This is a genomic window from Streptomyces sp. NPDC059224 (assembly GCF_042754285.1).
Taxonomy (GTDB): domain Bacteria; phylum Actinomycetota; class Actinomycetes; order Streptomycetales; family Streptomycetaceae; genus Streptomyces.
In genome coordinates, this window is sequence record NZ_JBHZAN010000055.1 from 12638 (window position 1) to 27230 (window position 14593).

A 14593-nucleotide genomic window follows, 5' to 3' on the forward strand; every position below is an offset into this window, starting at 1 on the left:
GAAGAGGGGTCCAGGATGCCCCAGCCACCCGCGTGGCGGTGACCTGCCACCGATTCGCTCGTTCTCCAGGACGTGCAGTCACAGGATGTAGCCCAGCGTCACGCAGCCGCCTCCACCGGAGCCCCGGGTCCGGCCGTCGATGTCGAGCAGGCCGAGGCCGCGCTCATCGAGCACTACCCGGGGCTGGTCCGCCTCGCCTACCTGGTGCTGCCGCCGGGCCTGGCCCGGGGCCGCCGTGTCCTGACCGCGCACTCCCTGGTCCAGCGGGCGCTGCCCCGGGGGCGCAGGCAGGCCCCGGTGATCCCGGCCCAGTCCACCGGCCGGAACACCGACCCCGGGTACGCCCTGGTCCGCCTCGAAGTGGTGCGTACGGCACTGGAGGCGGGCCGGCCCCTCAAGGTCACGGCCTGGCCCAGGCGGGCCCAGCTGCCACCGCTGCTCCCCCAGGTGTGGGGCCTGCGGCTGTTCCCGCGCTCCGGCGGCGCCGACGAACTCGCCCTGGACCAGAGGCTCGCCACCCTGTCGGGGCCGGCCCGCGCCGCCTACGCCCTGCGCGGTCTCGAACAGCTCCCCGACGGCGACGTCCGCAGGATCCTGGCGGCGGCCGGGATCGAGCACCCGGACGCCGCGCTCGCCGACGCGAACGGCGTGCCGGCCGAGTACGCGCTGCTCAGCTCCCCCGAGTTCGACCCCTGCTCCCTGCGGGTCCGGCCCCCCGATCTGATGCGGCGCCGCCAGCACACCAAGGCCGCGCTCGCCGCGGCCGCCGCGCTCGCGGTGTGCGGCGCACTGGTCACGCTGCCGGGCGGCGGCTGGGGCGCCGACGGCGCGGCGGCTCCGGTGTACGCGCAGAACCCGGCGGCCCAGGCCGCCCTCGACCCGGCCCAGCTGACGAAGGCGCCATCCACCGCCTGGAAGACCGCCGCCCGTACCGACTTCTCCGCCTGGCCCGCCCGCGGCGCCCTCACCGGCGACACCGCGCTGCTGCGCCGGGCGCTCGCCGTCTGGGCCCGTCCCGGTGAGACCGTCCGCGTCTCGGCGACCCCCGGCACCCAGACCGGCGGCCCGGCGGGACCACCCCAGCTGCTCTACGCGGACGTCGTCGACGGCGCCCGGGTGGTGATCCTCTACGACGGTCTGCGCATCGCCCGTTACGCCGAGCCGAAGGACGGCACGCAGGGCGCGGCCCTGGACTTCGCCCGCGTCGACGGTGCGACCGGCGCCGAGGCGGACGCGCTGGTCCTCGGCCGTTCCGACGGCAACGTCCGCTATCTGACGGCCCCCTGGGTGACCAGGGCGGCGGAGCGGGACCTGCTGAAGCCGACCTCGGGGGCGATGGACCTCGGGCTGACCGACGGGGTGACCGGTCCGCTGGCCGGCTCCGCCCTCCAGCAGGGGGCGTGCACGTCCTGGAACGTGCTCCAGCTGACCGACGCGCAGGGCGTGCACCTCACCACCGACCTGGGCGAGCTGGTGCCCGCCCGCCTCACCTCGGGCCGGCCCGGGTACACCGAGGACGCCTCGGGTGCGCGGGCGCTGCGCGACTGGGCACCGTTCGCCTGCTCGCTGTCGGCGGAGCGGTTCGCGGGGGTGCGCAGCGTCAACGCCTGGGCCTTCGCCGAGCAGCCGCTGCCGGACGCCGGTGGTACCGGGTCCTGGGTGTGCACGCGAGCGGAGACGTGGCGGGGCGACGGCGCGGTGTCGCTGGCCCAGTTCCGGACGCCGGGCAGTCCGTACGGGGCGGTGGCGGCGAAGGGGTCCGACGTGACGGCGTGCGGCCCGCGTGATCCGCACGTACTGGCCGGGGTGTTGTGGAAGTCCGGGGCCGGGCAGTGGTACCTGCTGGCCGCGGGCAGCCGCGACACGGCGTCGGTCCGGGCGACCGGCGGGGTCACCGCGTCGGCGCAGGGGACGCTGCTCACGGCCAGGGCGAAACAGGGGGCACAGGCCGACCTGACGGGAACGCTGGAGGACGGCAGCAAGATCACCGGGCTGCGGTGAGAATCCCTCGCAGGATCACTGCCCGTACCTGGCCGGGCAGCGCCCGACCCTTGCTGACACTTCCGTCTTCGTCGCCGGGGGCATCGGCATCACCCCGGTCCTGTCCATGGTGCGGGCCGTGCCGGCGGGGGTGGAGTGGCGCCTGCTGTACTGCGGGCGCAGCCGGGCCTCGATGCCGTTCCTGGCGGAGCCGGCCGGGGACCACCGGGTCACCGTCGTCGCCGAGGACGAGGACGGCCGCCCTGACCTCGGCGCGCTGACGGTCCCCGAGGGCGCCCTGGTCTACTGCTGCGGCCCGCAGGGACTGATGGCGGCGGTCGAGGAGCGGTTCCCCGCCGTCCGCCTCGAACGCTTCGCTCCGCACACCGGGGGCGCCGTCGACCGTGAGTTCGAGGTGGAACTGCGGCGCACCGGGCGGACGTTGACGGTGCCGGCCGACTCGACGGTGCTGGCCGCGGTGCGGGCGGAGCTCCCCGACACGGCGTACTCCTGCGCCCGGGAGGTGGAGCACCGGATCGGGCTGCTGACGGACGCGGAGCGTGCCGACTCGATGCTGATCTGCGTATCCCGGGCGCGCGGGGGGAGACTTGTGCTGGATCTGTGAACGCCGGTGGCGGGTCGGGTCCCTGAGAGGCCGGATCCGATCGGTAAGGTGTTCGTATGAGTACCGGGGTACGCCGCAGATTGGGAGTCGAGGAGCGGCGGCAGCAGTTGATCGGCGTCGCCCTCGAACTGTTCAGCCGCCGATCGCCCGACGAGGTCTCGATAGACGAGATAGCGTCGGCCGCGGGCATCTCGCGGCCCCTCGTCTACCACTACTTCCCCGGCAAACTCAGCCTGTACGAGGCCGCGTTGAAGCGTGCCTCGGAGGACCTTGCGGGCCGTTTCGCCGAACCGCGGGAAGGCCCGCTCGGGTCGCGGCTGCTGCGGGTGATGCGGCGGTTCTTCGACTTCGTGGACGAACACGGTCCCGGCTTCGCCGCGTTGATGCGCGGCGGTCCCGCGGTCGGCTCCTCGGCCACCAACGCGCTGATCGACTCCGTACGGCAGGCCGCCTACGAGCAGATCCTCGCGCACCTCGACGTCACCGAGGCGCCGGCCCGTCTGGAACTGGTCATCCGCTCCTGGATCTCACTCGCCGAGTCGACCGCGCTGATCTGGCTGGACGGCCGGCGCATCCCCCGTGCCGAACTGGAGGTCCAGCTCGTGCACGACTTCGCGGCGCTGGCCGCCGTCAGCGCCGCCCACGACGAGGAGATGAGCGCCCTGCTGAAGCGGATGGTCAAGGACGAGCCGGGCGACGGCCCGTTCGCCGACCTGGCCGTCCGCCTCCTCGCGCTGGCGGGCTAGCCACCTGGGAGGGCGCCGTGTGCCGCCGGCGGCTGCGGCGCCGTTCGGGCTGGTCGCGCAGTTCCTCCCCGAGCCTCCGGCCGGGGTACCCCCAGCGCGCCTTACGGGGCACGACAGCCGAACGACGACGCCGGGCGGCGGAACCCCCGGCCTAGCCGTCGTACTTGCGGTACGACGCGTCCAGGTCCCGCACCTCCGCGGACGCGTGCAGGACGACCCCGTCCTCCGGTTCGACGTACTTGCGGAGCAGCTCCAGCGCGGCCTGCGTCAGCCGCTCCTTCGTCTCGTCGCTGCGCCCGGCGAGGAGCCCGAAGGTCACGTGCACGATGGCGTGGCCGCCCGCCCGGGGATCCTCGTATCCGAACGCGCAGTAGTCGGTGGGCCTGAACAGGGTCTTGCACGCCTCCGGCTTCGCCGCGGCGATCTCGGCGGCCGCCTCGTGCAGCTCCCGTGCGAATCCCCCGAAGTCGAAGGCGTCCTCCACCGGGTGCGAGTAGTCGACGGTGATCTGCGGCATGGACCCTCCTGGGCAGCGTGGAACCGGCGCCCAGCCTAGTCCGCAAGGCTCAGCGCCAGCAGGGCCACGTCGTCCTCGCGGTCCCGGCCGAAGCAGGCCAGCAGGGTGTCGCAGAGGGCCTCCAGGCCGGGCAGCGCGCCGACGGCGGCGGCGCGGAGCTGTTCCATCGAGACCGAGAGGTCGGTGCCCCGGGTCTCGATCAGGCCGTCGGTGACCATGAGGAGCCGGTCGGTGGGTCCGAGGACCAGCTCGGTGGGCGGCGGGTGCGGCAGCCCCACGCCGAGCAGCGGACCGGACGCCTTGACGTACTCGGCGCTGCCGTCGTCGCCCAGTATCAGCGGCGGGATGTGGCCGGCGTTGGCGATACGGGTGCGTCCGGTGCCGGGGTCGATCAGGGCCAGGCAGACGGTGGCCGTGACCTCGGCGTGGTAGTGCTGGAGGAGCTGGTCGAGCCGCTCGGCGAGCGCGGCCGGGTCGCTCTCCGCGAGGCAGTAGGCGCGCAGCGCGTGCCGCAGTTCGACCATGACGGTGGCCGCGTCCAGCGAGTGCCCGACGACGTCCCCCACCGCGGTGAGCACGCCGTCGCCGACCCGTAGCGCGGCGTAGAAGTCGCCGCCGATCTCCGTCTCCTGGGAGGCCGGCTCGTACCGCACCGCTATGTCGACGCCCGGCAGTTCGGGCAGCTGGTGCGGACGGGGCAGGAAGCTGTGCTGGAGGGTGAGCGCGACGTGCCGCTCCACCTGGTACATGAGCAGCGGCTCGGCGGCGAGCGCGGTGGCCTGGGCCAGCTGGGCCAGCAGCGCCTCGTTCTCGGGGCTGACCCGGCGCCGGCCGCGGGTGGGGGTGGCCAGACAGACCGGTGTCCTGCCGTCCTGGGTGAGGACCAGGGTCAGCCGGGCGTCGTGCTGCACCCCGGGCCGGAAGAACCCGGTGGGCCACAGCGGCGCCGGCACGGTGGTGATCCGGACCCCGGGCTGTCCCCGGGTGAGCCGCCGCAGCAGCCCGGCCACCTCCCGGTGGGCACCCTCGTCGGGCAGGGCGAGGGAGGTGCGCGCGCGGCTCAGACCACGGTACAGCTCGCCGTCCCGGTCGAGGACGAAGACGGCGGCGGGGCCACCGAGCAGCCGGGCGGCGCCGTCCGCCGCCGCGTCGGCCAGTTCGTGCAGCGAGCGCGCCGACTGGATGGCGACGATCGTCTCCGACAGCAGCCTGAGCCGCCGCACCAGGGCCTGGTCGTCGGCGCGCAGCCGGGCGGCGCGGACCGCGGCCCGGACCGCGGCCTCGATGTCCTCCGGCTCGGCGGGCACGGTCAGATACGCCTCGGCGCCGGTCTCCAGCCCCTGGCAGCGGTCCGCCGGGACGGCCGACTGGGCCGAGAAGTGCACGACGGGCAGACCGGCCATGTGCGGCCGTTCCCTGAGCCGGCGGCACAGCTCGAAGCCGCTCATGTCCGGCAGGTGCACGTCGACGAGGGCCACGTCGGGCAGCCGGCCCTTGCGCAGCCGTACGTCGAGTTCGCTGAGCGCCTCCTGGCCGCGGGCGACCGGGACGACCTCGTGCCCGGCCCGGCGCAGCACGGTGCCCATCGCGTACCGGCTCGCGGCCTCGTCGTCCACGATCAGCACGGTGGTGTCGGCGAGGTTGCCGTTGACGTCCATTTACCAACCCCTGGACAACGCCGGTGGGGCAGCACCCGGTTCTGGGCCTGCCCCACCAACGTAATGCCGATGTCACGCGGTCCGGGAGAACACCGCCACAGTGCGCCCCGGAACGGTGAACGTACCCGCGCTCCGGTCGTACGATGCGGACTTGACGACGGGATCGGCCCCTGCCGCCTGCACCGGATGCAGCCGGTATCCCGTTCCGGCCAGCGCGCCGACCCGCTGTTCCTGGCGTTCCGGCGTCGCGTTGAACACGACGACCAGATCACCGAGTTCCATCGTGATCACGCCGGGCGTCTCGTCCTTTCCGGACAGCGGGAACGAGAGCTTCGACTGCACCTGTCCAGCCGTGTCCAGCGAGAACACACTGTCGGTCGTACGGATTCTCAGCAGATCACGGTAGGCGGCCGAGGTCTCGTCGATCTCCGCGCAGCCGACCCGCACCGAACCCAGCAGCGTCTTGGCGTACGGCCACTTGGAGGCGTTGTCGGCGGCCATCGGCAGCCCGCGCCCGAAGCCGTTGCCGTTGCCGTCGGAGCAGTTCCAGTGGATGGCGTTGAACCAGTCGCCGCTGTCGAAGGAGTTGCGGTCCAGGGACTTGGAGCGGAGCAGGTCCGTGCCCGCCTGGGAGAGCGACGGGCCCTGCGACAGGGCGGCCGTGGCCATCGCGAGGACCTGCATCCGGGCCCGGGCGGGGGCGCTGGTGCCGGCCGGCAGCTTGTACGTCAGCGCGTCGAACAGCGACTCGTTGTCGTGCGCGTCGACATAGGCGAGGGCGTCACCGGGCGCGTCCGCGTACCCGGCGGGCGAGCCGTTGTAGTCGACCTCGGCGCCGGTGACCTCCTTGCCGTCGGTGTCGGTGAACCGGTACGCGGCCAGGTTGCCGCTCAGGCCGATCTTGATCAGGTCCTGGTAGTGCAGCAGCCGGGCCTTCTGCTCGGCCGCAGTGCCGTTGGCCGTCGACGCGTTGGGGTCGGTGTACAGCCCGGACGCGAAGCCCTGGACGCCGGGGTCCTCGTCGAAGGGGCTGCCGCCGCGTACGGCGTCCCGGGCCCGGTCGGAGAAGGTGGCGACGCCGGTGCCGGCCATGTGGGCCTGGGTGGCCTGCACGAAGCGGGCGTCGTCGGCGACCTCGCCGAAGTTCCAGCCCTCGCCGTACAGGATGATCTTCTTGCCGTCGACGCCGTCCTTCGCGAGGGTCAGCGCGTCCAGGGCCTTCCGGACGGCCAGGATGTTGGCCTTCGGGTGGTGGCCCATCAGGTCGAAGCGGAAGCCGTCGACCTTGTACTCCTTGGCCCAGGTGACGATCGAGTCGACCACCAGCTTGCCCATCATGGCGTTCTCGGGAGCGGTGTTGGCGCAGCAGGTGCTGTTCGCGACCGAGCCGTCGGCGAGCAGCCGCTGGTAGTAGCCGGGCACGATCTTGTCGAGGACGGACGTGTCCGCCTGCCCGCTGGCGGCCGTGTGGTTGTAGACGACGTCCATGACGACCCGCAGGCCGTCCTCGTTCAGCGACTTGACCATCTGCCGGAACTGGACCGTGCGGGCGGTGCCGTCGGGGTCGGTGGCGTACGAGCCCTCGGGGACCGTGAAGTGATAGGGGTCGTAACCCCAGTTGTAGGCGTCCTTGGCGGCGGTCGCGGCGACGCACTCCTGCTGTCGGTCGGAGTCGGCGGGGTAGGAGGCGAGATCGCAGCCGGGGCTCGCCTGGTCCGCCTTCCTCTCGGGCACGGTGGCGAAGTCGAAGGCCGGGAGGAGATGGACGTACGACGTACCGGACTTCGCGAGTTCACGCAGGTGCTTCGAGCCGTCGCTGCCCTTGTCGGTGAAGGCCAGGTACGTGCCCCGGTCGGCGGCCGGGACCGTGGAGTCCGCCACCGAGTAGTCCCGGACGTGCAGTTCCTGGATCTGGGCGTCCTTCAGGGGCACCGCCTTGGGCTTGGTGTAGCCGGACCAGCCGCCGGGGGCGAGGGACCGGTCGTCCAGGTCGACGACGAGGCTGCGCTCGGAGTTCGCGGTCAGGGCGACCGAGTAGGGGTCGGTGACCTTGTTGGTCACCACCTTGCGGACGCTGGGAGCCCAGACCTTCACGACGTACCGGTAGGGCTTGTTCTTCCAGGACCCGGGGCCGGTGACGGACCAGACGCCGGTGCTGGCGTTCCGCTTCATGGCCACGGTGGAGCCGTCGATCTCGACTCCCACGCTCTGTGCGGTCGGCGCCCAGACGGAGAGGGTCGGCTTTCCGCGGTGGAAGACCGGGCCGAGACTGGCCGTCGTCGCCTTGGCGTACAGGTCGTCGAGCACCCCGGCGGTCTGGACCCCGGTCGCGGCCAGAACCGCGCCGTTCGCGGTCCGCTGGGAGGCGACGAGCTGTCCGCCCAGCGCCTCGCGCACCCGGCCCCGGTCGCGCGGGTCGACCGACCAGGCGGTGTACTCCTTCAGGTGCGGGAACCTGGCCTTCTGGGCGTCGGTGAGGGTGGTCTTCGTCAGCCGCAGCCACCGCTCGTCGTCGCTCGTCAGCGTCCCGTCCTTGACGGCGATCGAACCGTCGCGGGAGTAGAGGAGCTGCGTGGAGACGGCGCCGTCGACACCGTCCCAGGCGACCGTGTCACGGTCGATCCAGACCGCCTTGGAGGTGGTCAGGTCGAGGGCGGCGGCGCTGCCCGCGGGCTGCGGGAGCAGGTACTGCTCCTGGCCGTTCAGCAGCCACGCCTCGTAGCCGTCGGCCTTGAGGTCCAGGGACTGGTCGGCGGGCAGATCCTTCTCGTCGCCGTCGTGCAGGATGTAGCTGAGGCTGGTGGCGCCGTCGGTGAGCGGCACCTCGAAGACGGCGCCGTAGGCGTCGGTCCGCACCGGCTTGAGGGGGCTCGACCAGTCGGTGGGGTTCGCGGCGCCCGTCCAGACGTGCAGGCCCCAGCCGTCGTAGTCCCCGTCGGCACGGTGGTAGTGGATGACCGCCTCGGCGGTGTCCTGGGCGGGGTAGGCGGGCCGTTCGGTCATCACGTCCGCCTTCCCCTGTTCGATCCAGACCTCGCCCGTTTCGGTGACGTCGATGGAGCGGTCGGCGGAGACGTCCTTGTCGCCGTCCTTGTCGACGACGAGGAAGCCCACGTTCGAGGCACCTGGCTTCAGCTTGACGTACGCGAAGGCGCCGTACGCGTCACGGCCGGTGAACGGGTGGCCGGCGGGCCAGGTGGTCGCCTCGCCGTCGGCGATGTCGCCCCAGGCGTACAGGCCCCAGTCGGCGTAGTCGCCGTCGGTGCGCTTGTAGTGGACGATCGCGTAGTCGCGGGAGGAGGCGGTGGGGGTCTCGGGGACCGGCGGGGTGCCGGAGGCGCTCTCGGCCGTGGCGGCGGTGCGGTGGCCCGCCGAGTCGACGACGACCGCCTTGTAGCGCAGCGCGGTGCCGGCCGGCACGTCGGCGGCGAGGGTCTGGGTGACCCGGTAGGGGGCGTGGTCGGCGGAGCCGAGCGTGGTCCACCTGCCGTTGCCGACCTGGGCGGCGAAGACCACCCGGTTGAGCTGACCGCCGGTGACGTTCGCGGTGAGGCCGACGGTGCCGGTGGCGCCGGCGGCCGGGGCGGCGAGGGTGATCTCCGGGCTCGTGGCGGGCCTCGCGAGGGGGCCGGCGGCCTTGTAGACGACGGCGGATCCGGCCGGGACGGTGACGGTCAGCCGGTCCGCGCCGTCGGAGGTCAGGGTGGAGTCCGTGCCGTAGAGCGCGCGGTAGCGCATGCCGGCGGAGCCGGTGGTGAAGGTCGCCGTCTTCGCCGCCTCGGCGTTGTTGAAGGCGACGACGTACTCCTGGCCGGTCCTCGCGTCCGTCCGGGTGAACGCGTAGACGCCGGCGCCGTCGGCCGCGTAGCGCTCTGTCTGCACCCCGTCGGCGAGGGCCGGGTTGGCCGCGCGCAGCTTGGAAAGAGCGCTGATCTGCCGGTAGAGCGGCGCACTGGTGTCATAGGCGTCGCTCGCGGCGGTCCGGTCGGTGCCGATCTCGTCGTCGTCGAGATAGTCGGCGACCTTCGACGCGAACATCGTCTGCCGGGCGTCCTTGTCCCCGCCCGAGCCGGTGAAGCCCTGCTCGTCGCCGTAGTAGACGACCGGGTTGCCCCGGCTGAGGAACATCACCTCGTTGGCGAGCCGGTCCTTGGCCAGCAGCTGGGCGTCCGTGGCCTTCGGGTTGTCCTGCTCCAGGAAGTACCCGATCCGCCCCATGTCGTGGTTGCCGAGGAAGGTGACCTGCTCGTACGCGTTGGCCTTGTCGGTCGTGTACTTGTAGTCGTCGCCGAAGACCGAGGCGAGCTTCTGCGCGCTGCCGCCCTGGGAGGCGTAGGCGCGGGCCGCGTCCTGGAAGGGGAAGTCCAGGGTCGCGTCCAGCCGCCCCTGGGTGACGTACGGGGAGGTGACCGAGGTGTCGGCGGAGTAGGTCTCGCCGAACATGAAGAAGTTCTTACGCCCCTGCCGCGCCGCGTAGGTGTCGAGCGCGGTCGCCCACTGCGTCCAGAACTCCATGTCGACGTTCTTCACGGTGTCGATCCGGAAGCCGTCGACGTCGTAGTCCCGCACCCACCGCTGGTAGATCTTCTCCATGCCGCTGACGACCTCGGGACGCTCGGTCCACAGGTCGTCGAGGCCGGAGAAGTCGCCGTCGGTGGCGGACTCGCCGGCGAACGTGGAGTCGCCCCGGTTGTGGTACATCGTCGGGTCGTTGAGCCAGGAGGGCACCTTCGACCGGCTGGCCACGGTGGGCGTGCGCGGGAAGGAGGCGTCGGAGACGGCGGGGAACCCCTTGCCGCCGGCCGCGTAGTCGGCGTCGTCGAAGGGGCGGCCGTCCTTGGTCAGGTAGGGGAAGGCGCCCTTGGAGAGGTAGTCGTAGGACTTCTCCTCGTAGTCGACGACGTCGGCGGTGTGGTTGGTGATGACGTCGAAGAAGACCTTCATCCCCTTGGCGTGCGCCTTGGAGATCAGGGTCTCCAGGTCCTTGTTGGTCCCGAAGTGCGGGTCGACCTGGGTGAAGTCGGTGATCCAGTAGCCGTGGTAGCCGGCCGAGGCGTTGCTGCCCGTGCCCTGCACCGGCTTGTTCTTGAAGATCGGGGCCATCCAGAGGGCGGTGGTGCCGAGCCCCTTGATGTAGTCGAGCCGCTTGGTCAGGCCCCTGAGGTCACCGCCCTGGTAGAAGCCCTTGTCGGTGGGGTCGTAGCCGGTGGAGAGGCGGGAGCCGGTGAGGCCGCCCTTGTCGTTGCCGGTGTCACCGTTGGCGAAACGGTCCGGCATGACGAAGTAGAACTGCTCACGGGTGTCGTCGTGCCGGGCGGGCTCGGCCGCGAGCTTCGCGTCGGAGGGCGGTGCGGGCGGTGCGGCGGCATGTGCGGCGAGGGGCTGCACGAGCGCGGCGGCGAGGGCGGCGACGGCGACGGCCGCGACCCGTCTGACATGTATCACCGGTGTGAACTCCTAGCGATTGCGGCTCTGTTGGGTCCGACCCCGCGCGACCGTACCGCCGTCGAAAGGCTTACAGCAAGAGCCTTGCAATTCACAGAAAGAACTTTCAACCACTGTATTGACGTGCTCTTCTCAACTGCCGCACTCTGACGGGTTGTTGAGGCCCGCTCCCTCCTTCTGGAGTCGCTCCGGAGCCGCACATGACCACCGGGCACCGACCCCCGGGCGCCCTCCGCCGCACGGCGGGCGCGCTCACCGCGGGCACCCTCGCCCTGGCCGGCCCGATCGCCCTCCCGGCCGCGCCCGCACAGGCGGACACCACGGCCAAGGGCAATACGATCGCCGGCCCGTGGGAGGGGAACCGGAACTCGATCGCGTCCGGATGCACCGACGCCCTCGGCCCAACCACGACACCGAACGCAACGGCTTGAACATGAGCTGCAAGGACGGCGACAGCCACAAGCTCGCCAACCTCTTCGAGCCGGCCCACAAGTGGTCGACGCCGACCGTCTACGCCGGCCGGCAGTGGACGCAGAGCGACCAGGCGCCGCCGAACTCGGCCGGGTTCGTCACCGACACCGACTGCTCCAACGGCTGGGACCGCCTGGACCGGGACACGGCCGTCGTCGGCATGGTCGCCCGGCACCACGCGACCGGCGGCGCGGCCGTCTCCGACTGGCAGACCAAGTCGTCCCCGGTCATCGGCTTCGGCCGCAGCGGCGCCGGTTTCTTCGCCGTCAACAACGGTTCGGGCGCGGTGGCCTGCACCTTCGCGACCGGCATGGCCGACGGCACGTACTCCGACGTGGTCGACGGCGGCGCCACCTGCGTCGCCGGCTCCATCGACGCGCCGGGCGGCCGGGACGCCCCGAAGGCGGTCCGGCTGTCGTCCTGCGGCTACCCGGTCCGGTCGGGCGCGGCGAACGTCCCGCTCAACACGTCCTTCACCTAACAAACACCTGAAGAGGGACGCCTCCGGGAACGTCACGCGGGAATCGAACACCAATAGAACGGCGACCACGACCTCGGCGCTCTCGCTGAACAGCTCCTGGAACCTGGCGAGCGGCCCGGCCACCGACGTCACCTTCCACGAGTACGCCACCACCGGCTGGGGCACCGACGTCCACGTCGTCGGCTCGGTCGCGTCCCTCGGCTCCTGGAACACCGCCGACGCCGTTCCCCTGTCGTCGGAGTCGTACCCGACCTGGAGCAGGCTGGTGATCGTCCCGAAGAACACGGCCTTCACCTACACGTACGTCCAGAAGGACGGCTCGGGGAACGTGACGTGGGGGTCGGGCACCAACCGCTCCTACACCACGGACGGCTCCTCCGGTTACACGACGAGCGACAGCTGGAAGCAGCGAAGGCGCCGGTGCCCCACCCGTCTCCGGCGGGTGGGGCACCGGGGCAAGCGACACGTGGGAGATTTTCCGTGCTCCGGTGAACAAATCGGCCGTATCGCGCATCGAACCTGGTGTAGGTCACCAGAGGACGGCGCGCGACGAGGGTGGAGACACCGTCGCCGAGTGCGCCGCGGAGCACGAGTGGAGCACTGTCACCGTGAACGATCACCGGAACATCACTGACCAGGCCCGCACCGCCGAGCACCGCGCTTACCGCAGGCTCGGGCGCACGGTGCTCGCCGTGGCCGCCGTCACCGGCCTGGGGCTCGCCTGGGCGGGCACCGCGGAGGCGGCGAGCCAGAGCACCGCGAATCCGGTGCCGACCTGCTCCGCGGGCGCGCTCAAGGCCACCTTCGGCCGGCAGCTCGCCGGCGGCATGAACCACGAGGGTGTCGTCATCAGACTGCGCAACCTCAGCGGCAGGACCTGCGTCCTGCGTGGCTACCCCGGTCTCGGTCTGGAGAACTCCGCGCACCACGCGCTCACCACCCACACGCACTGGGGCAGCACCTGGTACGCCAAGGACCCCGGCAAGAAGACCCTGGTGCTGAAGGACGGGGAGAGCGCCGAGGCCGTCGCGGCCTGGACGCACGCCAACACCGGCACCTCGGACGCGGTGCACGCCTCCTACCTGGAGATCACCCCGCCCGCCGCCACCCAGCACAGGACGGGCGCCTTCCCGCAGTGGGTCGACCACGCCGACCTCTCGGTCACCGCCCTGGCCAAGCACATCGACATCACCCCGTGACCACGCGGCCGACGACGCCGCGGGCGGACAGGTCCGCCCGCGGCAGGAACCGGCGGAGCCGGAAGGATCAGCAGGTGGACTTCCCGGCGTAGACCGCGAGGGCCGTGTTGCTGCCGAGGGTCGCGGTGAACTGTCCGGAGCCGTTCACCGTCACGCTCGTGTTGTTCTGCACGTTGCAGTAGGTGCCCGCCGGCAGGGACGTCTGGTAGGTCCGGGTGAGGGACCCCGTCTCGTGGTTGATCGCCACGTATCCCTTCGTGCCCCGTCCGAAGGCGATCGCGTCGGCCCCGTCGTCCCACCAGTTCGTCACCGCCTGGCCGCGCACCGCGTTGCGGAAGGCGACCATGCGGATGATCTCCGGCCAGGCGTGCTGGCATTTCCAGCCGTCCTGCCAGCAGGCGTTGACCGTCCCGCCGTTCGGCGGCCCCGCGTCGGCGTCGGACCACTCGTAACCGGAGTTGATGTCCGGGGCGCCGTAGGGGTAGGCGAGCATGAAGACGTTGGCCAGGGTGTAGTTGGCGCCGTCCTTGTAGTTGAGGGTCGACCCGTTGCGCTCGGTGTCGTGGTTGTCGACGAAGACCCCGGCGACCGAGCTGCTCATGTACCCCCAGCCCTCACCGTAGTTCTTGAGGTAGGCGAGGTTCTCGTCGTTGAAGACACGCTTGAGGTCGTAGGCGTAGCGGAACTCCTGGACGTCCCCGTTGCCGGTGTACTCGGTGGGCTGGACGGCCTCGCCGGCGCCGTAGATGACCTCCTGCTTCCAGTAGGCCGACGGGTTGGTGAGCCGGGACTTGATGTTGGCGAGGTCCTCGGCCGGGATGTGCTTGGCCGCGTCGATGCGGAAGCCGTCGACGCCGAGGCTCAGCAGGTCGTTCAGGTAGCCGGCGATGGTCTTGCGGACGTACTCCTCGCCGGTGTCCAGGTCGGCGAGGCCGACGAGCTCGCAGTGCTGGACGTTCCACCGGTCGGAGTAGTTGGAGACGGGCGAGGTGCAGTCGTCGAAGTCGTAGGAGGAGTACAGGCCGGGGTAGTCGTACTTCGTGTACGACGAGCCGCCGGTGCCGGTGCCGCTGCCCGCCGACATGTGGTTGACGACCGAGTCGACGACCACCTTCACACCGGCCGAGTGGCAGGTGTTCACCATGTTCTGGAAGGCCGTGCGGTCGCCGAGCCGGCCCGCGATCTTGTACGACACCGGCTGGTAGGAGGTCCACCACTGGGAGCCCTGTATGTGCTCGGCGGGCGGGGAGACCTGGACGTATCCGTAGCCGGCGGGGCCCAGGGTGGCGGTGCACTCCTTGGCGACCGAGGCGTACTTCCACTCGAAGAGGACGGCGGTGACGTCCTTGGTGCCGGGCGGGGAGGCGGAGGCGACGGACGGGGTCATGACAACGCTACAGGCGGCGAGCGCCAGCGCGGCGGAGAGGGTCTTGGATGCCATGTGGGGGTTCCTTCGACATTGAAGGCGCCA

At 71.4% G+C, this 14593-nt stretch carries 10 protein-coding genes and 1 pseudogene; 7 read left to right on the plus strand and 4 right to left on the minus strand.

What is annotated here, in order from left to right; genetic code table 11:
• Nucleotides 1-72: 72 nt before the first annotated feature.
• From ACFXI4_RS40010 to ACFXI4_RS40020, 3 genes and pseudogenes are all read left to right on the plus strand, one after another.
• Nucleotides 73-2001 carry a hypothetical protein gene (locus tag ACFXI4_RS40010; protein WP_385001197.1) on the plus strand — a complete coding sequence of 643 codons (1929 nt, stop codon included), beginning with the start codon at nt 73-75 and terminating at the stop codon, nt 1999-2001.
• Between the two features lie 52 nt (nt 2002-2053).
• Nucleotides 2054-2605: pseudogene (locus tag ACFXI4_RS40015) on the plus strand (flavin reductase family protein); the annotation flags it as partial.
• A 56-nt stretch (nt 2606-2661) separates the two neighbouring features.
• Nucleotides 2662-3351 (plus strand): TetR/AcrR family transcriptional regulator, encoded by a 690-nt coding sequence (locus ACFXI4_RS40020; protein WP_362731235.1) that lies wholly within the window; start codon nt 2662-2664, stop codon nt 3349-3351.
• Between the two features lie 151 nt (nt 3352-3502).
• Here the strand turns inward: ACFXI4_RS40020 and ACFXI4_RS40025 are convergent, their stop codons facing one another.
• The 3 genes from ACFXI4_RS40025 to pulA all read right to left on the minus strand — a co-directional run bounded on the left by ACFXI4_RS40025 (nt 3503) and on the right by pulA (nt 10971).
• On the minus strand, nt 3503-3868 hold the full coding sequence (locus ACFXI4_RS40025) for a 5-carboxymethyl-2-hydroxymuconate Delta-isomerase (RefSeq protein WP_385001200.1): 366 nt from the start codon (nt 3866-3868) through the stop codon (nt 3503-3505).
• Between the two features lie 35 nt (nt 3869-3903).
• A complete protein-coding gene (locus ACFXI4_RS40030; protein WP_385001203.1) occupies nt 3904-5526 on the minus strand; it encodes a SpoIIE family protein phosphatase in 1623 nt (540 codons plus the stop codon).
• Between the two features lie 72 nt (nt 5527-5598).
• A complete protein-coding gene (gene pulA, locus ACFXI4_RS40035; RefSeq protein ID WP_385001206.1) occupies nt 5599-10971 on the minus strand; it encodes a pullulanase-type alpha-1,6-glucosidase in 5373 nt (1790 codons plus the stop codon).
• 200 nt (nt 10972-11171) lie between these two features.
• Between pulA and ACFXI4_RS40040 the strand changes: the two genes are divergently transcribed.
• From ACFXI4_RS40040 to ACFXI4_RS40055, 4 genes are all read left to right on the plus strand, one after another.
• The gene (locus ACFXI4_RS40040; protein WP_385001209.1) at nt 11172-11402 is read left to right on the plus strand and encodes a hypothetical protein; all 231 of its coding nucleotides are present in this window, start codon (nt 11172-11174) and stop codon (nt 11400-11402) included.
• A 2-nt stretch (nt 11403-11404) separates the two neighbouring features.
• On the plus strand, nt 11405-11923 hold the full coding sequence (locus tag ACFXI4_RS40045) for an alpha amylase C-terminal domain-containing protein (protein WP_385001212.1): 519 nt from the start codon (nt 11405-11407) through the stop codon (nt 11921-11923).
• 103 nt (nt 11924-12026) lie between these two features.
• The gene (locus tag ACFXI4_RS40050) at nt 12027-12557 is read left to right on the plus strand and encodes a carbohydrate-binding module family 20 domain-containing protein (RefSeq protein ID WP_385001259.1); all 531 of its coding nucleotides are present in this window, start codon (nt 12027-12029) and stop codon (nt 12555-12557) included.
• Nucleotides 12532-13122: a DUF4232 domain-containing protein gene (locus ACFXI4_RS40055; RefSeq protein ID WP_385001215.1), complete on the plus strand. Its 591-nt coding sequence runs from the start codon at nt 12532-12534 to the stop codon at nt 13120-13122. The genes ACFXI4_RS40050 and ACFXI4_RS40055 overlap by 26 nt, the downstream gene beginning before the upstream one ends.
• 67 nt (nt 13123-13189) lie before the next feature.
• Here ACFXI4_RS40055 and ACFXI4_RS40060 read toward each other — a convergent pair whose 3' ends face one another.
• A complete protein-coding gene (locus ACFXI4_RS40060; protein ID WP_385001218.1) occupies nt 13190-14563 on the minus strand; it encodes an alpha-amylase family protein in 1374 nt (457 codons plus the stop codon).
• Nucleotides 14564-14593: the final 30 nt, after the last annotated feature.

Bases quoted from the DNA above. Each gene is read 5' to 3' on its own strand.
- ACFXI4_RS40020 (WP_362731235.1), top strand. From the start codon at position 2,662: ATGAGTACCGGGGTACGCCGCAGATTGGGAGTCGAGGAGCGGCGGCAG.
- ACFXI4_RS40025 (WP_385001200.1), bottom strand. From the start codon at position 3,868: ATGCCGCAGATCACCGTCGACTACTCGCACCCGGTGGAGGACGCCTTC.
- ACFXI4_RS40030 (WP_385001203.1), bottom strand. From the start codon at position 5,526: ATGGACGTCAACGGCAACCTCGCCGACACCACCGTGCTGATCGTGGAC.
- ACFXI4_RS40040 (WP_385001209.1), top strand. From the start codon at position 11,172: ATGACCACCGGGCACCGACCCCCGGGCGCCCTCCGCCGCACGGCGGGC.
- ACFXI4_RS40045 (WP_385001212.1), top strand. From the start codon at position 11,405: ATGAGCTGCAAGGACGGCGACAGCCACAAGCTCGCCAACCTCTTCGAG.
- ACFXI4_RS40060 (WP_385001218.1), bottom strand. From the start codon at position 14,563: ATGGCATCCAAGACCCTCTCCGCCGCGCTGGCGCTCGCCGCCTGTAGC.